Below are 21,618 nucleotides of genomic sequence, written 5' to 3' on the forward strand. Positions count from 1 at the left end.
TCCATGCACCTCGTCGCCCTGGTCAACGCCCCCACCAGCCAGTACGCGGAGTCGTGGCGTCACCCGCTCTCGCGTGGGGACTGGCTGAGCGCGCCGTTCTACGCCGACCTCGCCCGCACGCTCGAGCGCGGCCGGTTCGACATGATCTTCTTCCCGGACGCCCTCGCCGTCCCGGAGGACGCGGCCGGCGACTACGCGACCACCGTCCGCACTGGCGGCAAGGGGGCGATCTACCTCGACCCCGTCACCCTGGCCACGGTGGCGGCGTCGGCCACGACGCACCTGGGCGTGGGCGCGACGATGTCGACCACCTTCCTGCCGCCCTACGCCATCGCTCGCACGATGCTCAGCCTCGACCACCTCTCCGGCGGTCGGACGGCGTGGAACATCGTCACCTCGACCACCGACGCCGAGGCCCGCAACATGGGCCTGTCCGCGATGCCCGACAAGGCGGCCCGCTACGACCGGGCCGACCGCGTGGTGCGCACGGTCCTGGACCTGTGGGACTCGTGGGGGCCGGACGCCCTCGTGCTCGACCGGGAACGCCGGATGTTCGCGGACCCGGCGCACGTGCACCGGGTCCCGGATGCGGGCGCAGGCGCAGGTACGGACGCGGACGCCGTGAGCCGAGGACCGGTCACGCTGCCGCGCAGCCCGCAGGGACGACCGGTGCTCATGCAGGCGGGCGCCTCGGAGCGGGGCCGGACCTTCGCCGCCCGATGGGCCGAGGTGGTGTTCGTCGTCGCCGAGGACGCGGTCGCGATGCGCGCGCTGCGCACCGACCTGCGCGCCCGCGCCGCCGCGTGGGGCCGGGACCCGGACGACCTGCGGGTGCTGGCCGCGGTCCAGCCCGTGGTGGCCGCGACCGACGACGCCGCCCGTGCCCGCCTGGAGGAGATGGCCGCGCTGCTCGACGAGCGCGCGATCCTCACGATGCTCGGACGTCTGCTGCACGCGGACGACCTCGACCCGCACGCCCGCGCGGCGGACCTCCTCACCGCCCACCGGGGCGCGACCGGGAGCGAGGGGTTCGAGGACATGCTGCTGCGCGCGAGCCGGGCGGAGGACCTCACCGTGCGCGAGCTCGCGCAGCGGCAGGCGATCAGCCAGCTCAAGCCCCAGCCCACCGGCTCCCCGGCGACGGTCGCGGACGAGCTGTGCGCGATCGTCGACGCCGAGGCCGCCGACGGTTTCGTCGTCATGTCGGCGCTGTACCCGTCCTCGCTGACGGAGTTCGTCGACGGGGTCGTCCCCGAGCTCCAGCGCCGCGGGCGCCTGCGTCGCGACTACCGGGGCGGAACGCTCCGCGAGCACCTCGCGCCCGGCGCACCGACCGGCCGGACGGCCGACCAGCCGGCCGGCCGGCCCACCGGTCACCTACCGACGGCGACGAGCCCCGACTCGTAGGCCGTCACGACGATCTGCGTGCGGTCGCGCAGGCCGAGCTTGGTGAGGATCCGGGAGACGTGGGTCTTCACCGTCTGCTCGCCGAGGAAGAGATCGCCGGCGATCTCGCCGTTCGACCGCCCGGTGGCGACGAGGCGCATGACCTCGAGCTCGCGCTCGGTCAGCGGGGAGAGCACCGTGGGGTCGGGTCGTCCCGAGGGACGGGCCGCGTAGTCCGTGATCACCTTGCGGGTGATCGACGGCGAGAGGAGCGCCTCCCCGGCCGCCACCACGCGGACGGCGCCGGCGAGCTCGTCGGCCGTGGCGTCCTTGAGCAGGAAGCCGCTCGCACCGGCCTGCAGCGCGGCGAAGACGTACTCGTCGACGTCGAAGGTGGTGAGCATGACGACCCGCGGGTGCTCGTCGCCCGGCATGGCGAACACGGCCCGCGTGGCGTCGAGCCCGTTGACCTTCGGCATGCGGATGTCCATGAGGACGACGTCGGGGCGGGTGCGGCGCACGAGGTCGACGACCTCGGAGCCGTCCGACGCGCTGCCGACGACCGTCATGTCCTCCTGGGCGTCCAGCAGCGCGCCGAAGCCCTGGCGCACCATGGCCTGGTCGTCGACGACTGCCACGCGCACGACCGAGGTGCCCGGCGAGATGCTCACCGGGACACCGTAGTCGGGCGGCCCTCCCCGACGTCGGTCGACCTCCTGCCGTCCCGGGGCTCCCTCTGCCGTAGGGGCCCGGTTCACACCCACGGGTGACGCGGGAGCACCGACCACCGGACGACAGTCCCTGTCATGCACACGACCGCCGCGGTCCCCCACCGCTCCGACACACTGTCCCCACCCACCAGATACGGACGTGACCACATGACCACCGCCTCCGCCGCCGGACCACGCACCTCCCGCGCCGGCCGTGCCGTGCGCACGCTCGGCCGGGACCTCGGCTACCTCGTGCCCGGCACGGTGCTCGCGATCGTCGCGTTCGCCGTCCTGCTCGCGCTGTTCGTCACCGGGGTCGCCACGTTCGTCGTCTGGATCGGCGCGGTGATCCTCCCGCTCTGTCTCGTCGTCGCGACCGGGTTCGCGCAGATCTCCCGGGCGCGGCTGCGGGTCTGGGGCGCCGACGTCACCACGCCGCGCTACCGCGAGCACCGCGGCGGGCTCGGCGGCTGGTTCCGGCTGCTCGCCGACCCGCGACGCTGGCTCGACCTGCTCTACGAGGGACTCCTCGCCTTCCCCCTGCGACTGTTCACCGGGCTCGTGGCCATCATCTGGCCGGTCACCGCCCTCGGCGGGCTCACCTACTGGTTCTGGGGCCTGTTCCTCCCCGAGGACGACGCAATGACCGGCGTCGAGTGGCTGCTGCTCCAGCTGCCCGACGGATGGGTCTCGCAGTCGTTCGCGGAGAGCTTCGCCGCGGACGCGATCCTCACCGGGCTCGCCGGCCTGGTCTTCCTCCTCACCACGCCGTGGGTGGTGCGTCTCATGGCGCTGATGGACGCGGGCGCGACCACCGTCGCGCTCGCGGCCCCGCCGGCGACCACGGCCACCGGGGGGCAGCAGCGATGACGAGCACCGGCACCACCGACCCCGTGGCCGACCTCCTCGCGCTCCGTTCGCCGCGCACCGGCTGGGCCTGGCTGGGCAGCATCTACGCGGGCGTCATCCTCGTCGCCGTCGGGTGGCCCGTCCTCGCAAACGTCCACGGCGTGCAGGTCGCGATCGCCATGGTCCTCGCGTTCGCCACCTCGACGGCACTCGTCCTCGCCGTGCGGTGGCCGGCCGTCGCGATCGCGCTCGCCCTCGTGACGGCCGCGGGCACCGCGGCGGCGGCCTCGACCGCGGCCCCGTGGCCGTGGCCGGTCCCGACGATGATCGCGTTCCTCCTCACGCTGCTCGTCCTCGCGCTCCAGCACGGGTGGCGATGGGCCTCGGGCCTGTGGGCGGGCGGCGCGCTCGTCTCGATCGTCGCGATCCTGGTCCGGCCGGACACCGGCGGTGCGGTCGCCAACGCGATCGTGTGCGCGGGCATCGGTGCCGGACTCCTCGCGGCCGGCAGCGGCATGGGGCTCCTCCTGCGCAGCCGGCACGCCCTGGAGGCCGAGCAGCAGGCCCGGGCCGCGGAGTCCGAGCGGCGCACCGAGCTCCAGGAGCGCAACCGGATCGCGCAGGAGATGCACGACGTCGTCGCGCACTCCATGTCCGTGATCTCCGTCCAGGCGACGACCGCACCGTTCCGCCTCGACGGGACGTCGCACGAGGTGGATGCGGAGTTCGCGTCGATCGCGTCGTCGTCACGCGCCGCGCTCACGGAGATGCGCGGGCTGCTCAGCGTGCTGCGCGGGCGTGAGGACGCCGACCTGGCCCCGCAGCCCGCCCTCGTCGACGTGCCCGAGCTCGTCGACGGGGCACGCAGCTCGGGCGCGACCATCACGTTCGACCACCAGGGCGAGGATCCCGCCTCCGTGCCGCCGGCCACCGGGCTGACGGCCTACCGGATCGTCCAGGAGGGGCTGAGCAACGCACTGCGCCACGCGCCGGGGGCCGAGGTGGCCGTCACCGTGGCCGTCGGCTCGGACGAGGTCGGCGTCGCGGTCGTCAACGGGCCGGCCGCGGAGGAGGCGACGCCGTCCGGGCCGGGGGCCGGCCTGGGGCTCGCGGGGATCCGGGACCGCACCCGCGCGCTCGGCGGGACCGTCGAGATCGGTCCGACGCCGGAGGGCGGATTCGCGATCACCGCCACCCTCCCGGTCGGATGAGCACACCGGGCGGGCCGTGACCGCCATGTTCACGGCGGTCGGGGCCGACGGTTCCCGCGGGACGGTCGCCGTCAGATCCCGATACTGCCGAGGCCGCCGACGAGCAGGCTGACGGTCATGGCGACGATGACCGTGTTGAACGCGAACGCGAGCATCGAGTGGGTCCGCATGACCGACCAGGACTCGCTCGTGCGGCAGCGCACGCCGGCACCCTGCATCGTCGAGGTGAGCACCGACAGGGTGAGGTAGTCGCGGTAACGGGGCTCCGAGAGCAGGTCGAACTCGAGGACCCTGCGACCGACGTCGAGGCGCATGTACCGGGTGGCGTACGCGTAGATCATGAGCGCCCAGGAGCCGGCGACCGAGGCGAGCCCGAGCAGCAGCATCCAGGTCGAGGAGCGGAACTGGTCGGTCTGCGCGATCGCGAGGACGCCGACCGCAGCGACGAGGGCGCCCTGCACCGTCCAGGACTCCGCGCTCACGTCACCGACCATGGCTCGCCACCACCGGCCGCGCGAGCGCACCTGCACGGCGGCGACCCGCCGCAGGTCGATCGGCGTCATGCGGGAGAACGCCCGGTGGGTGAGGACGATGTGGACGATCGCGAAGATCACCCAGAACACCAGGACGATCGGCACGGTGAGCTCGCCGAAGTAGACCCGCAGCCATTCCCGCGCGCTCTCGTACTCGTCGAGCCGCCTCACCAGGGACGACATGCTCGGGAGGAACGCCACCATCGTGACGGCCAGCGCGACGGCGGACGCCACGTTGACGCGGAACAGCTCGCTCGCGAGCCGCGGGATCCGGTCCATGGGTCTCCTCGTGCGGTGGGCGGTGCGGCCACGAGGATGTCACGCGACGCCACGGTCGAGGCCCGACCGCGCCGACGGACCCGGCCCCGCGGTGGGGCGCGCGACGTGGGCGTCGGGGACGGTCGGCGAACCAGGGGCCGCGGCCTCCTCACCGGGCCGTCCCGGGCGCGCTCGGGTTGCAGGATCGACACACCTCGATAGGTTGTGACGCAGGCGATAGTTCTCGACGGGAGCGAGCCCATGGGACCGGGCGACGGCCAGGTGCAGAGCAGGCGCGGACGCCTGCCGCGCTGGGCAGCCCGTGGCCTGACGACGATCGGCGGCACCGGCGCGCTCGCCGTGCTCGGTTTCGCGCTGGCCTCGCCCGCTGCGGCGGACGGCACGTCGACGCCCGTCGACGACCAGCACTCGATCCTCGGATCCGTGCTGGACGGTCTCGGCGAGCACGTCGTCGACCCGGTCGTCGAGCACGTGGTCGAGCCGATCGTCTCGACGCCTCCGGACGTCGAGGATGCGGACCGAGCCGCTCCGGACGACGAGGACGTACCTGCCGACGACGCCGCGCGCACCGAGGAGGGGGCGCCGGGCGACGACGTGGGCACCGCAGAGGTGCCCGTCCTGACGGAGGACCCGGCGGTCATCCCTCCGGCGACCGACGTGTCGGCCGACGAGGCACAGGTTCCGACCGCAGCGCCCGCCACCACGGAGGATCCGGCACCGGCCGACGGGGTCATCCCCACCGACGCACCGGTGCCGACCGAGAACTCCGTGCCCACCGACGGGGTCATCCCCACCGAGGCACCCGAACCGAGCGAGTCCCCGGCACCGGCACCGACTCCGGCCGACTCGCCCCCGGCCGACGCGCCCGGTGCCACGGACGCACCGGCACCGGCCGAGCAGCCGCCGTCGGAGTCCCCCACCCGGACCACCGATCCGCTCGCCCTGCTGACGGACCCGCTGGCGGCCGTGCTCGAGGAGGCGACCGCTCCGCTCGAGGAGCTCACCGCCCCCCTCGGCCAGGTGGTCGGACAGGTCGTCGAGCCCGTGACCCCCGTGACGGACGCGGTCCTGCCCCCCGTCGTCGACGAGGTCGTGACCCCCGTCCTCGAGACCACCGGTCCGCTCACCGACTCGCTGCGTCCCGTCCTCGAGCCGGTCGGCCACGTGGTGCAGCCTGTGACCGGGGCCGCCGCACCGGTCCTCGACGTCGTGGAGCCGGTGCTCGACGTCGCCGCGCCGGTCACCCAGGCCCTCGACCCTGTCCTCGAGCCGCTCGCACCGACCGTGGACGAGGTCCTGTCGACCGTGCGTCCTGCCGTCGACGTCCAGGAGGTCGTCGACCTCGGCGAGCTCGCTCCCTCCCTCGAGGGCCCGACGGCTCCGACGGTCGACGAACCCGCCGTCGACCCGCCCGGCACGCCACCGGTCGTGCCACCTGCGCCGGCGGAGCCCGGATCGTCCGGGGCCGACACCGCGGAGCCGGCCGCCGAGCCTGGCGTCGGTACGACCAGCCGCGCCGACCACCACGCGCCCGCCGCCGCGGCCGCCACGCTCGTCCCCGACATCGCGGACGCGCCCCAGCCCGCCCGTTCGGACGCTCCCGTCACCGCGACCGAGATCACCCCCGAGCGGGCCGCGGCCGACCGGGACACCCACGAGTCGCCCACGGAGACGGTGGAGCTCCCGCACCTCCTCGACGCCGCCGCCTCTGGCGGACACTCGTTCGCGGTCCTCACGCAGGGCACCGACTCTCCGGTCCGCGCCGGCGGCGCCGACGCGGCGCCGGCGGGCCGCTTCGTACTCGACACCGCAGCCCTGACCTGGGCCGTCGGCGACTCTGCCGATCGGGCCCTCCTCGACGTCGACCACGAGGTCCCGGTCTCCCCTGCCTGAGGGGTGCCCGGTCGGCACACGCGTGCCGGCAGACGCATCCCGCGCATCCGCGCACCCCAGGCAGATCCCAAGGAGACTCATCATGCATGCATTGCTTCGCCATGCGCTGAGAGCCACGGTGCTCTCGGGCGGGCTGCTCGTCGCAGGGGCCGCAGCGGCCCAGGCCGACGACAGCCGGACGGACGACCTCTCGCTCGACGGCCTCGTCGAGGACGTCGTCGCCGACAACACGGTCACCGCACCGGTGACCATCCCCGTCGACGTCGGCGACATCACCGCCAGCGTCCTCGGCGACACGGACGTCGACTCGCAGGAGGTGCCGGCGCCCGAGCCGGCCCCGACCTCGACGGTCGACGTCACGACTGCGCCGGCGCCCGCGGACGATCCCTCGCCGCCGCCGGCCGACCCGGACGAGCCGCTCGCACTCGACGTCGTCGCGGACAACACAGCCACGCTGCCGATCACGGCGCCGGTCACCGCCGGCGACCCGACAGTCACGGCCGGCGGCTCGACCGATGTCGACGAGGCGATGGCCGTCGAGACGGCCGTCGCGGCACCGACGTCGCAGACCTCGGTGTCCGCCCCCGCCGAGTCCCCGGCCCCGGTTGCCGAGGACACTGCTCCGTCGCCCGAGGAGCCGACCGGTGACGACGGGATCGTCGAGGAGATCGTCGGCGACGAGCTCCTCGGCGACGGCGTCGCCGAGGACGTGGCGGCGGACAACTCGGTCACCGCACCGGTGACCATCCCCGTCGACGTCGGCGACATCACCGCCAGCGTCCTCGGCGACACGACGATCGACTCCACCCAGGACGCCGCACCCACCGAGGCACCCACCTCGACCACCACCGTGGACGCCCCGGGCGGGCAGGGCTCGACCGACGACGCGGCCGTCACGGACGTCGTCGCGGACAACACGGTCACCGCACCGGTGACCATCCCCGTCGACGTCGGCGACATCACCGCCAGCGTCCTCGGCGACACGACGATCGACTCCACCCAGGACGCCGCACCCACCGAGGCACCCACCTCGACCACCACGGTGAACACGGCCGACGCAGCGACCGGTACCGCCCCGACGGACGGCTCGGACGGACTGCTCGACGGTGGCCTCCTGGGCGACCTCCTCGGCGACGGCGTCGCCGAGGACGTGGCCGCGGACAACACGGTCACCGCACCGGTGACCATCCCCGTCGACGTCGGCGACATCACGCTGACGCTGATCGGTGACACGACCGTCGATAGGACCGAGGCCCCGGCTGCGCCGGCCGCCCCGGTCTCCGAGGTGGACGTGACCACGCCGTCCGAGCAGGGCTCCACCGGATCGCTGCTCGAGGACATCCTGGCCGGGAACGTCATCACGCTGCCGGTCACTGTGCCGATCGACCTCGGCGACCCGACCGTGACGATCATCGGCGACACCGAGATCGTCGACGAGGGCACGACGCCTGAGCCGGTGGACCCGACCGACCCGGTGGACCCGACCGACCCGGTGGACCCCACTGACCCGGTGGACCCCACTGACCCGGTGGACCCGACCGACCCGGTGGACCCGACGGTTCCGGGCACGGACCCGGGCACTGACCCGGGTGTCGACGGCACCACGCCCGTCGTCGTCGAGCTCGGTGCGCCGCAGGCTCCCGCCCCCGCCGGGGCTCCTGGACCTACGGACGCCGGTGCGCCGGTGCACGAGCTGCCGGAGACCGGCGCCGGAGCGACGCTCCTGCTGACCGGGCTCGCCGGTGCGCTCATCGTCGTCGGGCTGCTGATGCGGAGGCTCGGGCAGGTCTGACCCGACAGCCCTCGCGTCCGAGCGCGGCGCACGGCGTCGGGCCAGCCCCGGTGGGGATCCACACCACCGGGGCGGGCCCGGCGGCCGTGCCGTGCCCGCAGGCGTGGGCCCGACGGCGCGGAACCGCTCGCTCGCCGAACCGGCCAGAGGTGGTTACCGACCCGTCAACCACTGGACGAGGAACACGATCGGCACGATGACGACGGCGGAGGCGCCGATCAGGCCGACGATGAGTGCACCCTTGGCCTCGGCACCCAGCTTCGGCTTGGTCCATCCTGCGCGGTCGAGGACCGCCTGCAGCGGGGTGTTGAGGTCGGCGGTGTTCAACGTGTAGTCCACGGGCGTCGGCGCGCCGTCGGTGCTCGTCCCGAGCTCGACACGCTTCTCGAAGCGCCAGACCCGGCCGCCGCCGCTGCTGCCCCTGAGCGCGCCGACGACCGGCGCGCCCGCCTGCCAGTCGAGGGCGTAGTAGTGGTCGGAACGCGTGACCTTGCCAGGACCGGCCATGACCAGGCGGGTCTCGAAGACGCGGTTCGTCCCGTTCCGCTGGGCGAGCACCCACCAGGACCGGTCCTGCAGGTCCCAGCGCACGTGGATCACCTCGTCGTTGTGGGCGACGACGTACGGGGTGTCCCGCAGCTCGTGGGCCAGCGCGGCAGCGACCGCGGCGAGCGGCCACGGCGTGTCGGGCTCCTGGACGACCGGGTCCGGGGCCGCCGGCCTGAGGTCGCCGGCACCCTTGGCCCCCATCTCGCGCCTGGCGCGCGGCGCGAAGGCGAGTGCGGTCACGCCCACGACGAGGAACAGCACGGCGATGAATCCGACGGCGAGCCGATCACTCGTCTCGCTCATCACCACCAGCGCCGCGACGGCCGCGACCAGACCCAGGAGCGTGAAGATCACCCCGAAGACGATCATGCCGATCCACCGATGTCGCGGCTGCAGCTCCACTCGCACGTTCGATCTCCTCCCCCGTCGGGCCGCCGATGCTCGGCGGCCGGGGCCGACACGCTAGCTGCCGTCGGGTACGGACGGCCGGAGCGGATGGGGGGCAGGTGTCCCCGGACCTGCCCCCAGGGAGCACCTGAGGAGTCCCGCCGTCTGTCGCACGAGGTCGCACGCGATCTCGGCGAAGGGAGGGGATCAGTCCGAGGTTGTCGCCGTGGCGAGGCGGCGCTGGAGGTGGCGGCGTTCCGCGGGCGCGTGCGTGAGCGCGATCGCCCGCTCGTACGCGACCACGGCCTCGTCGGTGCGGCCGGCCAGCCGGAGCAGGTGGGCACGCACGACCCAGGCGGGCTGGTACCCGCCGGCCCGGTCGGCGATCCGCTCGAGCACGGCGAGTCCCACGTCCGGTCCGTCCGTCGTGCCGAGCACGGCGGCGTACGCCGTCGTCGCGCCGAGCGACGGTGCGACCTCGTCGAGCGCGCGGTGCAGACGTCGGAGCGTCGGCCAGTCGGTCGCCGCGCCCGGTGTGCGCGCGCAGTGGACCGCCTGGATCGCCGCCTCGAGCTGGAACCGTCCGACGACGCCGCGTGCGTGGGCGGCCCGCAGGTGCTCGTGCGCGCGCTCGATGAGCGAACGGTCCCAACGCCCGGGGTCCTGCTGCTCGAGGGGGACGTACTCACCGTCCGGTCCGCTGCCCGCTCCCGCGCGCGCGGCGGAGAGCAGGACGAGAGCGGCGAGCCCGCGCGCCTCGGGATCGGTCGGGGCCAGCTCGGCGACGATCTCGGCGAGGTACCGGGCCTCCGGCGGCAGCCTGCTCGGCTCCTCGCCGGTGGACCACTCGATGACGTAGGCGCCGTACACGGCCTCGAGCACGGCGGCCATCCGTTCGGGCAGGGCGTGCCGGTCGGGGACCTCGAACGGGACGCCGGCGGCCTTGAGCCGTCGCTTCGCCCGCGTCAGCCGCGTGGCCATGGTCCGGCCCGGGACCACGAACGCCCGGCCCACCTGGGCGGCGGTGAACCCCAGGACGACGTCGAGCATGAGGGGGGTGCGAACCGCCCGGTCGATGTCCGGGTGCGCGCACGCGAGCATGAGCTCCAGGCGCCGGTCGCCGACCGCGTCGGGGTCGACCTCCTCGACGACGCCGAGGCGGCGCGCCACGTCGTCGTCGAGGGGGCCGGTCAGGCGGGTCTCGGCCGATCGCCAACGGTCGCGCGCCCGGTTCCGGGCCACGGTGAGCAGCCAGGCTGCCGGGTCGTCCGGGACCCCGCCCTCGGGCCACGCGCGCAGGGCACGCTCGAGGGCGTCGCCGACGGCGTCCTGGGCGGCCTGGAGGTCCCCGTCGGCGGCGGCGAGCAGAGCGACCACCCGACCGTAGGCGTCCCGGGCCGCGCGCGCCGCGGCGTCGTGCGCGACCTCGCGCGCGTCCTGGGTGGTGCCGGCGCTCAGGCGGTCCATGTCCCGTCGACGATCGACGTCGCGGCCGGGCGGACCTCGATCGTCCCGTAGGAGCTGGCGGGGCAGCGCTCGGCCCACGCCAGTGCGGCGTCCGCGTCGGGCACGTCGACGACGAACACGCCGGCGAGCGCCTCCTTCGTCTCGGCGAACGGCCCGTCCTGGACCTGTGTCTCCCCCGTCCGCCGCGTGACGGTGCGCGCGTCCCCGGGCGCGGTGAGGATGTCGGCGCCGACGAGCACGCCGGCCCGCGTCAGCGCGTCGGCGTACTCGCCGAACAGGCGCTGCATGTCCGCCATGTCCTCGTCCGACACCTGCCCCGGGTCCGGCTCTCCGTTGTGCAGCAGCAGTGCGAATCGCATGATCGTCTCCGTCCGTCGTCGTCAGTCTCACGCAACCAGGATGGTCGCGCACAGTGATGACGATCGGCCGGGGCCCGGATCGTCACCCCGGTCGATCCGGCCCGACGCCGTGGGGGGGGACTACCGGTCGTGCACGCTGCGCGCGGCGGCGACGAACCGGTGGATGAGCGCGGGGTCCTTGACGCCGCGAGTGACCTCGACGCCGCTGGAGACGTCGACGCCCCACGGGTGGACACGGGAGATCATCTCGGCCACGTTGTCCGGCGTGAGCCCGCCGGCGAGCATCCACCGGCCGTGCGGGGAGGTCAGCTCCTCGACGTCCCACGTGTCCCCGGATCCCGGGGTCGCCGAGTCCAGGAGGAGGACCTCCTCGTCGTGCGCCCGGACCTCGGTCGGTCCGTCGGCCCCGGAGGTGGCCCGCCACACGCGCGGGAAGGTCGCGGCACCGCGCAGGTTGTCGGCCTCGCCGTACCCGTGGAGCTGGAGGACGTCGACGCCGACGTCCCGCGCGAGAGCCACGGCGTCGTCGACCGGCAGGTCGTGGACGACGAGAACGGTGGTCGTGCCCCCCGCTGCGCGGACGAGCCCGGGGATGTCCTCGGGCGGCACGGCGCGGACGCTCGTCGAGCTGACGACGATGCCGACCGCGTCGGCGCCGGCGCCGCGGGCCTCCCGCACGTCCTCGACCGTGCGCATCCCGCAGATCTTGACGAACACCGGCTCTCCCTCCCTCGGCACGACGACGCCGCAGCTCCTCCCGGTCCGGGCCCCGCAGGACCCGGGGCGGGCCGGACGCCATTGTGCCCACAGGCCCGTGCCGGCCCACCCTGCCGCGCGACCTGTGGACGCGCACGGACGCACCCTCGGCCGCCGGGCCACGCTCGTGGCATGACGGGCAGTGACACGACGGCGGAGGTGGAGGACCATGAGCGTCATGACGGTGATGCCGCGCACGGACGGGTGGACGGTCGACGACCTCGACCGGATCCCCGACGACGGCCTGCAGTACGAGCTGCTCGACGGGATCCTCCTCGTGACCCCGGCGCCGGTCCTCGCCCACCAGCGCGCCATCGGCAACCTGCACCTCCTGCTCAGCGCCGCCCGTCCGCCCGGGTGCGAGGTGCTGCTCGCCCCGTTCGACTGGCGCCCGGACCGCCGCACCTCCCTGCAGCCGGACCTGCTGGTCATCGGGGTCGGCGACTCCGGCCCGGCGAACGTGACGACGCCGCTGCGGCTGGCCGTCGAGGTGCTCTCGCCGTCGACACGCCGCAAGGACCAGGTGCTCAAGCGCTCGAAGTACGAGGAGTCGGGCGTCGAGTCGTACTGGATCGTGGACCCGCAGGAGCCGGGCATCCTCGCCCTCGACCTCGTCGACGGCCGGTACGTGGAGGTCGCGAGTGCGAGCGGCGCCGCGGCCGCCCACCTCACCGCGCCGTTCGACATCGACGTCGTGCCGGCCGAGCTCGTCCGCCCGCCCGACTGACCGCCGGACTCGATCCTGGCGAGGTTGCGCCATCGCGGGCGTCGTGCGCCCGTGCCGCGGTCCCGCGCCCCCTCCGCCGATCGGCTGATCCGGCCGTGCGTCCGCGTCCATAGCGTCGACAGCATGGACCGATCAACCACCACCACGGACCCGGGACCGGCCCGCGCGCTCGCTCCCGATCTCGCCCGCGGTCTCATGCTCGCCCTCATCGCGGTCGCCAACGTGGCGATCTACCTGCACGACCGCCCCTACGGGCTACGCCAGCACATCGTCGAGGACGGCGTGCTCGACCGCGCCGTCACCCTCGTCGTCGCCCTGGCCGTCGACGCCCGCGCCTACCCGCTCTTCGCCGCGCTGTTCGGCTACGGGCTCGTGCGGATCGCCGACCGGCAGCGCGACCGCGGGCTCGGCGAGGACGACGTGCGGCGCCTGCTCCGCCGCCGCTCGCTCTGGCTCGTCGCGTTCGGCGCCGGCCACGCCCTCCTCGGGTTCTCGGGGGACATCCTCGGCTGGTACGGGCTTCTCGGTCTCGTCCTCGCCGGGGTCCTGCAGATCTCGGACCGGGCGCTGCTGCGCGCGGCCGTGGTCTGGCTCGTGGTCGCCTCCGCGATCCAGGGACTCGTCTACGCCGACGGGGCCGTGACGACCCAGCGCGGCCACATGTGGTCGTTCGCCATCGGCGACCCGATCGAGGCGCTCGTGTGGCGCCCGGTCGAGTGGCTGATGGGTCCGGTCGGCCTGCTCACCGTCGGTGCGCCGATGCTCGTCGGTGTCTGGGCGGGCCGGCGCCGGATCCTCGAACGCCCCGGGGCGCACCTGGCTCTGCTGCGCCGCACGGCCGGCGTCGGCATCACGGTCGGGCTGCTCGGCGGGGTCGGCACGGCGCTGGCGACCGCCCGGGTGTGGACCCCGGGGGACATCGCCCTCGTCGGCTGGTCGTGGCTGCACATCCTCACCGGCGTCCTCGCCGGGCTCGGGTACGCGGCGGCGGTCACGCTGCTCGCCCGCCGTCTGGGCAGGGACCGCGACGGCGGCGCGGGCAGGCGCGTGATCGATGCGCTGCGGGCCACGGGCGAGCGCTCGCTGAGCTGCTACCTCGCCCAGTCCGTCATCTTCGTCGCGCTGCTGCCGGCATGGACGCTCGGGCTCGGGGGCGACCTCGGTACCGCCGCGGCGAGTGGGCTCGCCCTGCTCGCGTGGCTGCTCACCGTGCTGGGCGCTGACGCCCTCGCCCGGCGGGGTCGACGCGGTCCTGCCGAGGCGCTGCTGCGCCGGCTCACGTACGGCGTCCCTTCGCAGCCGACGCGGTCCGCCGTACGGTGACCGTCATGGCGGACGCACCGCGCAGCAGCTGGACCGATCGGGTCTGGATCCTGCTGCCCTACGTCCTCCTCGTCGCCTCGGCGGTACTCACGCTCCTGGCCGACGGCACCGGCCGGGCCGACCTGCCCGTGCTCGTCGGCGGGAGCGTGGCGCTGATGGCCTGGCACACCGGGTGGTTCTCCCTCCGCCCGGGAATCCTCGGCACCCGCCTCCTCCCGTCCGCCGTCTACTACGTGGGGCTGGTCGCGCTGTGCGCGGTCCTGCTCCACCAGTCGTTCAACTTCTTCCCGCTCTACGTCGTGTGCTTCCCGCTCGCGTTCGACGCGCTGCCGGGCCGCTGGGCGTACGTCGGGGTCGCGCTCACGTCCGGGGTCGTCATCGCCGGACCCGGCGACGTCACCCCGACCGTGGAGAACACCGTCGTCACGCTCGCCGCGGGCCTCGTCGCCGGTCTGGCCGGCTGGTCGATCCGCACCGTCGAGCACGAGTCCGCCCGCCGACGCGCCGCGGTGACCGCGCTGGCCGCGGCCAACGACGACCTCGCCCGCAGCGTCGAGGAGAACCGCTCGCTGCAGGGCCGGCTCCTCACGGAGGCCCGGTCCTCCGGGGTGGCCAGTGAGCGGGCCCGCCTGGCGGGCGAGATCCACGACACGCTCGCCGCGGGGCTCGCCGGCGTCGTCGCCCAGCTCGAGGCCCTCGACGCGGAGCTCGGTGAGGACCACCCGGCCCGCGGGCGCGTCCGGACCAGCGTCACGCTCGCGCGGGACGGCCTGGCCGAGGCCCGTCGCTCGGTGCGGGCGCTGCGACCCGGGCCGCTGGCCCATCAGGCACTGCCGGCCGCCCTGGCCGAGTCCGCAGCGCGGGTGCAGCGGACCCACGGGCTGCCGGTCACGATGATCGTCACCGGCGAGGAGCGGGAGGTGGCCGCCGACGTTGAGGACGTCCTCGTCCGCAGCGCGCGCGAGGCGCTGAGCAACGTGGTGCGTCACGCCCGGGCCACCGAGGTCCGGGTCACGCTGTCCTACCTCGACGACGCCGTCGCGCTCGACGTCGCCGACGACGGCACCGGCACCACGCCCGCACCGGACGACGACGGAGGCTCCGGCTCGGGCGTGGGATCCGACGGCGGGGCCGGCGCGGGCAACGTCACCGGCCCCGGCTCCGGTTCCGGCTCCGGCTCGGGATCCGGCCAGGGACTGGCGTTCATGCGCGGCCGGGCCGAGACCGCCGGGGGCACGATGACGGTGGACTCGACGCCCGGCAAGGGCACCGTCATCACCGTCACGGTGCCCGCAGCACCGGACGCGCGGAAGTCACCGAATCGGCCGGACGCGGCCGAGTGGCCCGATGCATCGACGGGGGCGCGCCCATGAGCGACCCGGGCGACCGGACACCGGGCGGGTGCCCCGGTCAGGACCGTGTCCGGGTGCTCCTCGTCGACGACCACCCGGTCGTCCGCGACGGACTGCGGGCCCAGCTCGACGCCGCCCCCGACCTGAGCGTCGTCGCCGTGGCGGCGAGCGCGGAGGAGGCGCTCGCGCTGCTGCGGCGGCACGCGGTCGACGTCGTCGTCACCGACCTGCGCATGCCCGGCCGCGGCGGCGTCGCCCTCGTCCGGGACGTCCGTGCCCACCACGAGGGGACCGAGGTGCTCGTCCTCACCACGTACGACACCGACGACGACGTCGCACCCGCCCTCGCCGCCGGCGCCCGCGGCTACCTCCTCAAGGACGCGAGCCGCGCGGAGATCGTCGCCGCGATCCACGAGGTCGTCCGCGGCCGGGCCGTCCTCGCGCCCTCGGTCATCGGCCGGACCGGCGCGGCCGAGCGCCCGCCCCTGCTCTCGGCCCGCGAGAGCGAGGTGCTCGCCCTGATCGCCGAGGGGCGGACGAACCGGGACGTCGGGCGCGCGCTGTTCATCGGCGAGGCCACCGTCAAGACGCACGTGCAGAACATCCTCGCCAAGCTCGAGGTGCCGGACCGGGCGGCGGCCGTTGCTGCGGGCTACCGGCGCGGCCTGCTCTGAGCGGTGGCGCCGCCCGCGCCCGCCGGCGCACTCCCGCGTCGAGACCCGGCAGGCCGACCCAGCCGCAGCGCTCAGGGCCGCCGGCCGAGCGGCAGCGGAGATCCGGTCGGGTCGGCGAGCCGCTCGGCGGTCACGGCCACCGCGGGGACGAGCGCGCGCGGCAGTCGGAAGACGTCACCCGTGCGCTCGACGACGTCGAGGCGGGCGAGCGCGAGCAGGTCGAGCCACACGAACCAGTCGTCGCTCGGCTCGGTCGTCCTGCGCGGCTCGGGCACGCTCAGGCCGTCCGGCCCGGCCGCCGCGAGGAGGGTGACGGCGGTCGACGGAGCGGCCGCCGCGCGCCCGGGGTCGGTCTGCCAGGCGAAGAAGGCACCGAGGACGTTGGAGTGGAAGAGTCGGGAGCGGCGCACCGTCTCGTCGATCGAGGGGCCACGGACGAGGACCGGCAGGCCGGGGCGGGCGCGGGTGGCGGCGAGTGTGACGGCGCCCGAGCCCACGAGCGCCGACCACACGACCGACAGCTCGAGGACGTCCCACATCGAGCTCCTGGGTTCGTTCCACGTCCTGATGCCGAGCAGCTCGGCGGCCTCCTCGGTGTCGCCACGTCGCAGTGCCCCGGTCCGCGTGGTCGGCCGGCCCTGCCCCAGCAGGTCGAGCAGCTGCCGCGCCCACCGGACCGCCCTCGAGGTGGTGAGCAGCGCCGCCTCCTCCTCGGGGCTCGGCCAGGTCCGGGCCTCGTCCGGCAGCGCGACGTCGTCGAGGAGCTCGGGCAGGCCGGGACCGAGCAGCACCGTGGGCAGCCCGTACGGGCCGCGCACGGACAGCTCGGGCGGGGGCACCAGGTCGGTCCCGCCGACCAGGCGCAGGTGGCCGCCCGTGCGCGCGTCGCCCGGCGGGGGTGTCCGTCTCCTGGCCATCCGTCCTCCGTCAGCGCTGCCGGCAACGACCGCAGGCGGCGGTGCCGTCTCGCGCGCCGCGGGCCCTCACGGCGACGCTAGCGGGATCCTGCCAGCACGTCCCGCAGGATCCACCGTGCCTGCCGCACTTCCGCATGCTGCCGCTCGCGTGGGCCCAGGCGTGGCCCTCCTCCCCGCACCTGGACCGACCGGACCGGGCGGCGCATAGCCTGGACCATGGCCCTGACGATCGCGGGACGGATCAGGCGGTACGACGTCGCGGAGGACACCCCGCTCCCGGCGCGGCCTCGCGTACCAGGGGTGGACCGGCTGCGCGCGGGCCCGACGGTCCTCGTCCACGAGGAGCTCCTCGACACGCCCGACGGGACCCTGGCGGGTGAGGACGGGGTCCTGGCGACGCACGGGGCGGCGCTGCGCCGGACCTTCGACGGCGCCACGACGCTCGCCGTCGAGGTCCCGCACCGCGGGGGGCACCTCGTGCTGGTCGACCCGGACCAGGACGGGGAGGTCACCGACGAGGTCACCGACGCACTGCAGGCGCTGCTGCGCGGGCGCGAGGTGGACGTCGTCGCGGCACGCGCCGTGCGACGCTCACCGGTCGACGTCCTCGACCCCGGCGGACGGGTCCTCGCGACGTTCGACGACGACGTGGTCGGGAGCGCCACGCAGGGCACGACGACGACGTCGTCCCGCGAGTGGTCGGTGACGTCGGACGACGCCGAGCTGCTCGAGGCGCTCGACGACGAGATCCAGGCCGCCGGGGGTCGGCCCGTCCGGCGCGGGGCCGCGGCCGGGGGGCGGACCGGCGACCTGGCCGCGACCCTGTCGACTGCGCTGTCCGCCCAGGTGTCGATCCTCGTCGGCTGGGACCCGCTCGTGCGGTGCGACGTGCCGGACTCCGTCCATCGCATGCGGGTCGCCGCTCGGACGCTGCGCTCGATCGTCCAGGTCTACGCACCGCTGCTCGAGCCGGGGGCCGCGAAGGAGGTCTCGGCCATCCTCAAGGGCCTCGGCCGGGCGCTCGCGTCCGCCCGCGACGCGGAGGTGCTGCGCGAGTCGCTCGACGCCCGGCTCGCCGACCTGCCCGGAGGGGCGGAGGGTGCCGTGGCGGACCTGGTCCCCCGCAAGGCACGGCGGCGGCTGCGCCGGACCCGCGCGGCCAACTATGACAAGGCGCATCGCGCGCTTCTCTCGGCGATGGCCGGACCCGCACACTGGGCCGACCTCGAGCGGATCGAGCGGTTCGCGCGCGAGGTCCCCGTGCGGCGGGACGCCTCCCCGGACGACGCGGCGCAGGGGGCGGTGGCGAGCACGCTGGCGGGGCTCGGTCGGGCGCAGGTCGACGTCATCACCGACCTGGTCGAGCAGGCGGACGCGGAGACGGACGACGACCGGCGCCTCGAGCTCCTGCACGACGTGCGCAAGGAGGCCAAGCGGCTGCGCTACGCCGTCGTGGCCGTGCAGGACGAGAACGGTACCGAGCTCGATCCCGAGCTGTCCGACCTCGTGGCCGAGGCGCACGCCGTCCAGAAACGCCTGGGCACGCACCGGGACTCCGTCATGCTGCAGGAGCACCTCCTCGACTGCGCGCGCAGGGCACGGAAGAAGGGCGAGGACACGTTCGCGTACGGGCTGCTGCTCACGGGCGAGATCGAGCACGGCGAGCGGGCGCTGCGCAGGGCCCGCAAGCGCCACGCCCGCCTCACGGCCGGGTCACCCACGGTCTAGCGTGGCCGACGGCCGGGTCGAGCTCGGCCCGGCGTGGCATCCGGCCGCGATCACGACCACGACCACCACGACGACGAGAAGAGGCAGTCGAGCATGTTCACGGGCCTGAGCGCCTTCCCCCTCACGCCGCTCGCGGACGACCACCTCGACGAGGCCGCGTTCGCCGGACTCGTCGAGCGCCTCGTCGACGCGGGCGTGGACTCGATCACCGCCCTCGGCTCTACCGGCTCCTACGCCTACCTCGACCCCGAGGAGCGGGCGCGGGTGGCCCGGCTCGCCGTCGCGCACGCCCGGGACGTCCCGGTGCTCGTGGGGGTGGGGGCGCTGCGCACCTCGCAGGTGCTCACGCACGTCGACAGCGCCGAGCAGGCGGGTGCGGCAGGAGTGCTGCTGGCGCCGATGACGTACCAGCCGCTGACCGACGACGACGTGCTCGAGCTGTTCCGCACCGTCACCGAGCACACGGACCTGCCGGTGGTCGTGTACGACAACCCCACGACCACACGGTTCACCTTCACCACCGAGCTCTACGCCCGCGTCGCCGCACTACCCGGTATCGCGTCGATCAAGATCCCCGGCGTGCCCGCGGATCCCGCTCAGGCCCGTCGGCACGTCGACGCGATCCGCACGGCCGTCCCCGATCACGTCACCGTCGGGGTCTCCGGCGACGCCCTGGGGGCCGCCGGGCTCGTTGCCGGGTGCGACGCCTGGTACACCGCGGTCGGAGGCACGCTTCCCGCTCCGATGCTCACGATCACCAGGGCCGTGCAGGCCGGGCGTCCGGAGGAGGCGGCCGCGGAGTCGGCACGCCTCGCACCGCTCTGGGAGCTCCTCCCCGAGCTCGGCGGGAGCGCCCGGGTCTCCGCGGCGATCGCCCAGCACCTCGGCCTCGTCCCGGGCTGGTGCCTACCGCTGCCGATCCGGGCCCTCACCCGCGCTCAACGGGCGCGGGTGGCCGACGTCGTCGACGGGCTCGGGCTCGGCCGGTAGCAGCGCGGGAAGCGGCCTCCGCACGAGACGAGAACGACGTCACCCAGAGGCAGGACCGATCGGGCTCCGGTCACCATGGGTTGGCACTGAGCTTGTGCAGCTGTCCGGGCGGCGGCGCGGAGGCAACTTGACGCCTTCGGTGAGCCCCCGCCCGGAAGAGGTGAGATGTCACACAGGTTCTCGACGTGACCGATGGTAACGACTTAGTCTCACGCGGTCACGTTCCGATAACAAGGAGAACCGACCGACGTGTTTGCACCCCCGCGCGGCCGCCACGCCCGGCGCCGCACCCTCGCCCCCCGGGTCGCCACCGCACTCCTGACCGTCGCCGCCGCGAGCGCGACCGTCACGACCGCCCAGGCGGCCGAGGCGCCCTCGGGCGTCCGCACCGTCAGCCCCGTCATCCGCACCGACGCCGGCTGGCAGAACCAGGTCGCCAACGCGATCGCCGCCCAGACCAACGCCTACCGCGCCGCCAACGGCCTGTCCCAGCTCACGCGCACCGGGTCCATCGACTCGGTCGCGCAGTCCTGGTCCAACCACCAGGCGAGCATCGGCTCGATGGTCCACCGCGGGGACTACGGCCGGTCGGCCGTGCCCGCCGGATCGACCGGCACCTCGGAGATCCTGTCCTGGGGCATCTACCCGGACCACCAGGCCGACTACTTCATGAGCCAGTGGCGCAACTCGCCGGTGCACAACAACATCCTGCTCACGGGGTCCTACACGCACTTCGGCGTCGGCGTGGCGGTCTCGGGGGACGGACGCGTGTTCGCCACCCAGAACTTCGCCACCTACCCGGGCGGCGGCCCCGGCGGCTCGACCCCCGCGCCGGCCGAGCCCGCGCCCGCGGAGCCGGCCCCGGAGCCCGAGACCGCGCCCCAGCCCGAGGCGCAGCCGCAGGACGAGACCGAGGCGCAGAACGACCAGGTGGCCCCGGACGCCGATGCCGCGCGCGAGGCGGACGCCGCCTCCCGCGACGCCGCGCGCACCGAGCCGGAGCCGGCCCCCGAGCCCGAGCCCGAGCAGCTGCCCGGCACGCCGCGCTTCCTGCTCTCGGACGAGCTCGCCGGCGACGCCGCGCACAGCTTCCTCTACGGCGTCGAGGGCGACGAGATCTTCGTCGGCGACTGGGACGGCGACGGGTCCGACTCGATCGCCGTGCGCCGCGGGAACGAGATCCACCTGACGAACACCCTCGGCACCGGCCCCGCCGAGCAGGTCGTCCGGCTCGGGGAGCCGGGCGACGAGATCGTCCAGGGCGACTTCGACGGCGACGGCACGGACACGTTCGCGGTCCGTGACGGCAACGTCCTGCAGATCATCAACGACCTCGAGAACCCGGGCGAGATCGAGCTCGCCGCCTTCGGTGCCGACGGGGACACGCTCCTCGTGGGCGACTTCGACGGCGACGGCACGGACACGTTCGGCATCCGACGCGGCTCCGACGTCATCTGGACGAACGATCCGACCGGCGCAGGCGTGGACGGCGAGATCTCGCTCGGCCGCGACGGTGACCTCGTCCTCGTGGGCGACTGGGACGGCGACGGCGCGGACAGCCTCGCCCTCCAGCGTGGCGCCGACTTCTTCGTGACGAACGAGATGGCCTCCGACGCCGAGGTGATCGAGACCCGCTACGGGCGCGACGGCGACGTCGCCGCGTTCGGCGACTGGGACGGCGACGGCGCGGACAGCCTCGGGGTCGTCCGCATCGAGCAGACCCGCTGATCCACGCT

19 protein-coding genes are annotated in these 21,618 nt (G+C 74.6%); 12 read left to right on the forward strand and 7 right to left on the reverse strand.

Translation table 11 applies throughout. The features are described from left to right. Positions 1-3 precede the first annotated feature (3 nt). Positions 4-1,407 carry an NtaA/DmoA family FMN-dependent monooxygenase gene (locus tag ACZLKG_RS09275; protein ID WP_425709300.1) on the forward strand — a complete coding sequence of 468 codons (1,404 nt, stop codon included), beginning with the start codon at positions 4-6 and terminating at the stop codon, positions 1,405-1,407. Here the strand turns inward: ACZLKG_RS09275 and ACZLKG_RS09280 are convergent. Further along, entirely contained in the window at positions 1,374-2,057 is a 684-nt protein-coding gene (locus ACZLKG_RS09280; protein ID WP_425709299.1) for a response regulator, read from the reverse strand. The genes ACZLKG_RS09275 and ACZLKG_RS09280 overlap by 34 nt on opposite strands. Positions 2,058-2,264: 207 nt before the next feature. On the opposite strand from ACZLKG_RS09280, the gene ACZLKG_RS09285 reads away from it, so the two are divergent. Both ACZLKG_RS09285 and ACZLKG_RS09290 read left to right on the forward strand, forming a co-directional pair. Further along, the gene (locus ACZLKG_RS09285) at positions 2,265-2,966 is read left to right on the forward strand and encodes a sensor domain-containing protein (RefSeq protein ID WP_425709298.1); all 702 of its coding nucleotides are present in this window, start codon (positions 2,265-2,267) and stop codon (positions 2,964-2,966) included. Further along, positions 2,963-4,156, forward strand: a complete 1,194-nt coding sequence (locus ACZLKG_RS09290; RefSeq protein WP_425709297.1) for a sensor histidine kinase — start codon at positions 2,963-2,965, stop codon at positions 4,154-4,156. The genes ACZLKG_RS09285 and ACZLKG_RS09290 overlap by 4 nt, the downstream gene beginning before the upstream one ends. 71 nt (positions 4,157-4,227) lie before the next feature. Here ACZLKG_RS09290 and ACZLKG_RS09295 read toward each other — a convergent pair whose 3' ends face one another. Continuing rightward, complete coding sequence (locus ACZLKG_RS09295; RefSeq protein WP_425709296.1) at positions 4,228-4,968, reverse strand: DUF1345 domain-containing protein; 741 nt, start codon at positions 4,966-4,968, stop codon at positions 4,228-4,230. A 240-nt stretch (positions 4,969-5,208) separates the two neighbouring features. Here ACZLKG_RS09295 and ACZLKG_RS09300 point away from each other — a divergent pair, with 240 nt between their 5' ends. Both ACZLKG_RS09300 and ACZLKG_RS09305 read left to right on the forward strand, forming a co-directional pair. Beyond that, a complete protein-coding gene (locus ACZLKG_RS09300; RefSeq protein WP_463648572.1) occupies positions 5,209-6,861 on the forward strand; it encodes a hypothetical protein in 1,653 nt (550 codons plus the stop codon). A gap of 82 nt (positions 6,862-6,943) precedes the next feature. After that, complete coding sequence (locus ACZLKG_RS09305; protein WP_425709294.1) at positions 6,944-8,653, forward strand: hypothetical protein; 1,710 nt, start codon at positions 6,944-6,946, stop codon at positions 8,651-8,653. Positions 8,654-8,806: 153 nt separating this feature from the next. On the opposite strand, the gene ACZLKG_RS09310 is transcribed toward ACZLKG_RS09305, so the two are convergent. The 4 genes from ACZLKG_RS09310 to ACZLKG_RS09325 all read right to left on the reverse strand — a co-directional run bounded on the left by ACZLKG_RS09310 (position 8,807) and on the right by ACZLKG_RS09325 (position 12,132). After that, positions 8,807-9,571, reverse strand: a complete 765-nt coding sequence (locus ACZLKG_RS09310; RefSeq protein ID WP_463648573.1) for a hypothetical protein — start codon at positions 9,569-9,571, stop codon at positions 8,807-8,809. A 225-nt stretch (positions 9,572-9,796) separates the two neighbouring features. After that, positions 9,797-11,056 (reverse strand): RNA polymerase sigma factor, encoded by a 1,260-nt coding sequence (locus ACZLKG_RS09315; protein ID WP_463648574.1) that lies wholly within the window; start codon positions 11,054-11,056, stop codon positions 9,797-9,799. Then, positions 11,044-11,415: a YciI family protein gene (locus tag ACZLKG_RS09320; protein ID WP_425709291.1), complete on the reverse strand. Its 372-nt coding sequence runs from the start codon at positions 11,413-11,415 to the stop codon at positions 11,044-11,046. Before ACZLKG_RS09320 ends, ACZLKG_RS09315 begins: the two co-directional genes overlap by 13 nt. A 120-nt stretch (positions 11,416-11,535) precedes the next feature. Continuing rightward, positions 11,536-12,132: a phosphoribosylanthranilate isomerase gene (locus ACZLKG_RS09325; protein ID WP_425714681.1), complete on the reverse strand. Its 597-nt coding sequence runs from the start codon at positions 12,130-12,132 to the stop codon at positions 11,536-11,538. A gap of 208 nt (positions 12,133-12,340) precedes the next feature. Between ACZLKG_RS09325 and ACZLKG_RS09330 the strand changes: the two genes are divergently transcribed. From ACZLKG_RS09330 to ACZLKG_RS09345, 4 genes are all read left to right on the forward strand, one after another. Beyond that, positions 12,341-12,898 (forward strand): Uma2 family endonuclease, encoded by a 558-nt coding sequence (locus tag ACZLKG_RS09330; RefSeq protein ID WP_425709289.1) that lies wholly within the window; start codon positions 12,341-12,343, stop codon positions 12,896-12,898. Between the two features lie 123 nt (positions 12,899-13,021). After that, positions 13,022-14,221 carry a DUF418 domain-containing protein gene (locus ACZLKG_RS09335; protein WP_425709288.1) on the forward strand — a complete coding sequence of 400 codons (1,200 nt, stop codon included), beginning with the start codon at positions 13,022-13,024 and terminating at the stop codon, positions 14,219-14,221. A 5-nt stretch (positions 14,222-14,226) separates the two neighbouring features. Then, on the forward strand, positions 14,227-15,594 hold the full coding sequence (locus ACZLKG_RS09340) for a sensor histidine kinase (protein ID WP_463648575.1): 1,368 nt from the start codon (positions 14,227-14,229) through the stop codon (positions 15,592-15,594). Positions 15,595-15,647: 53 nt separating this feature from the next. Beyond that, the gene (locus tag ACZLKG_RS09345; RefSeq protein ID WP_425709286.1) at positions 15,648-16,247 is read left to right on the forward strand and encodes a response regulator; all 600 of its coding nucleotides are present in this window, start codon (positions 15,648-15,650) and stop codon (positions 16,245-16,247) included. Between the two features lie 71 nt (positions 16,248-16,318). Here ACZLKG_RS09345 and ACZLKG_RS09350 read toward each other — a convergent pair whose 3' ends face one another. Then, a complete protein-coding gene (locus ACZLKG_RS09350; RefSeq protein ID WP_425709285.1) occupies positions 16,319-17,164 on the reverse strand; it encodes a hypothetical protein in 846 nt (281 codons plus the stop codon). Between the two features lie 216 nt (positions 17,165-17,380). On the opposite strand from ACZLKG_RS09350, the gene ACZLKG_RS09355 reads away from it, so the two are divergent. The 3 genes from ACZLKG_RS09355 to ACZLKG_RS09365 all read left to right on the forward strand — a co-directional run bounded on the left by ACZLKG_RS09355 (position 17,381) and on the right by ACZLKG_RS09365 (position 21,610). Continuing rightward, positions 17,381-18,892 carry a CYTH and CHAD domain-containing protein gene (locus ACZLKG_RS09355; protein WP_463648576.1) on the forward strand — a complete coding sequence of 504 codons (1,512 nt, stop codon included), beginning with the start codon at positions 17,381-17,383 and terminating at the stop codon, positions 18,890-18,892. Positions 18,893-18,985: 93 nt separating this feature from the next. Next, positions 18,986-19,882, forward strand: a complete 897-nt coding sequence (locus tag ACZLKG_RS09360) for a dihydrodipicolinate synthase family protein (RefSeq protein WP_425714848.1) — start codon at positions 18,986-18,988, stop codon at positions 19,880-19,882. 249 nt (positions 19,883-20,131) lie between these two features. After that, positions 20,132-21,610, forward strand: coding sequence for a CAP domain-containing protein (locus tag ACZLKG_RS09365; protein ID WP_463648577.1), 1,479 nt, complete (start codon positions 20,132-20,134; stop codon positions 21,608-21,610). The last annotated feature ends 8 nt before the right edge of the window (positions 21,611-21,618 follow it).

Source organism: Georgenia sp. Z2081 (assembly GCF_055326445.1).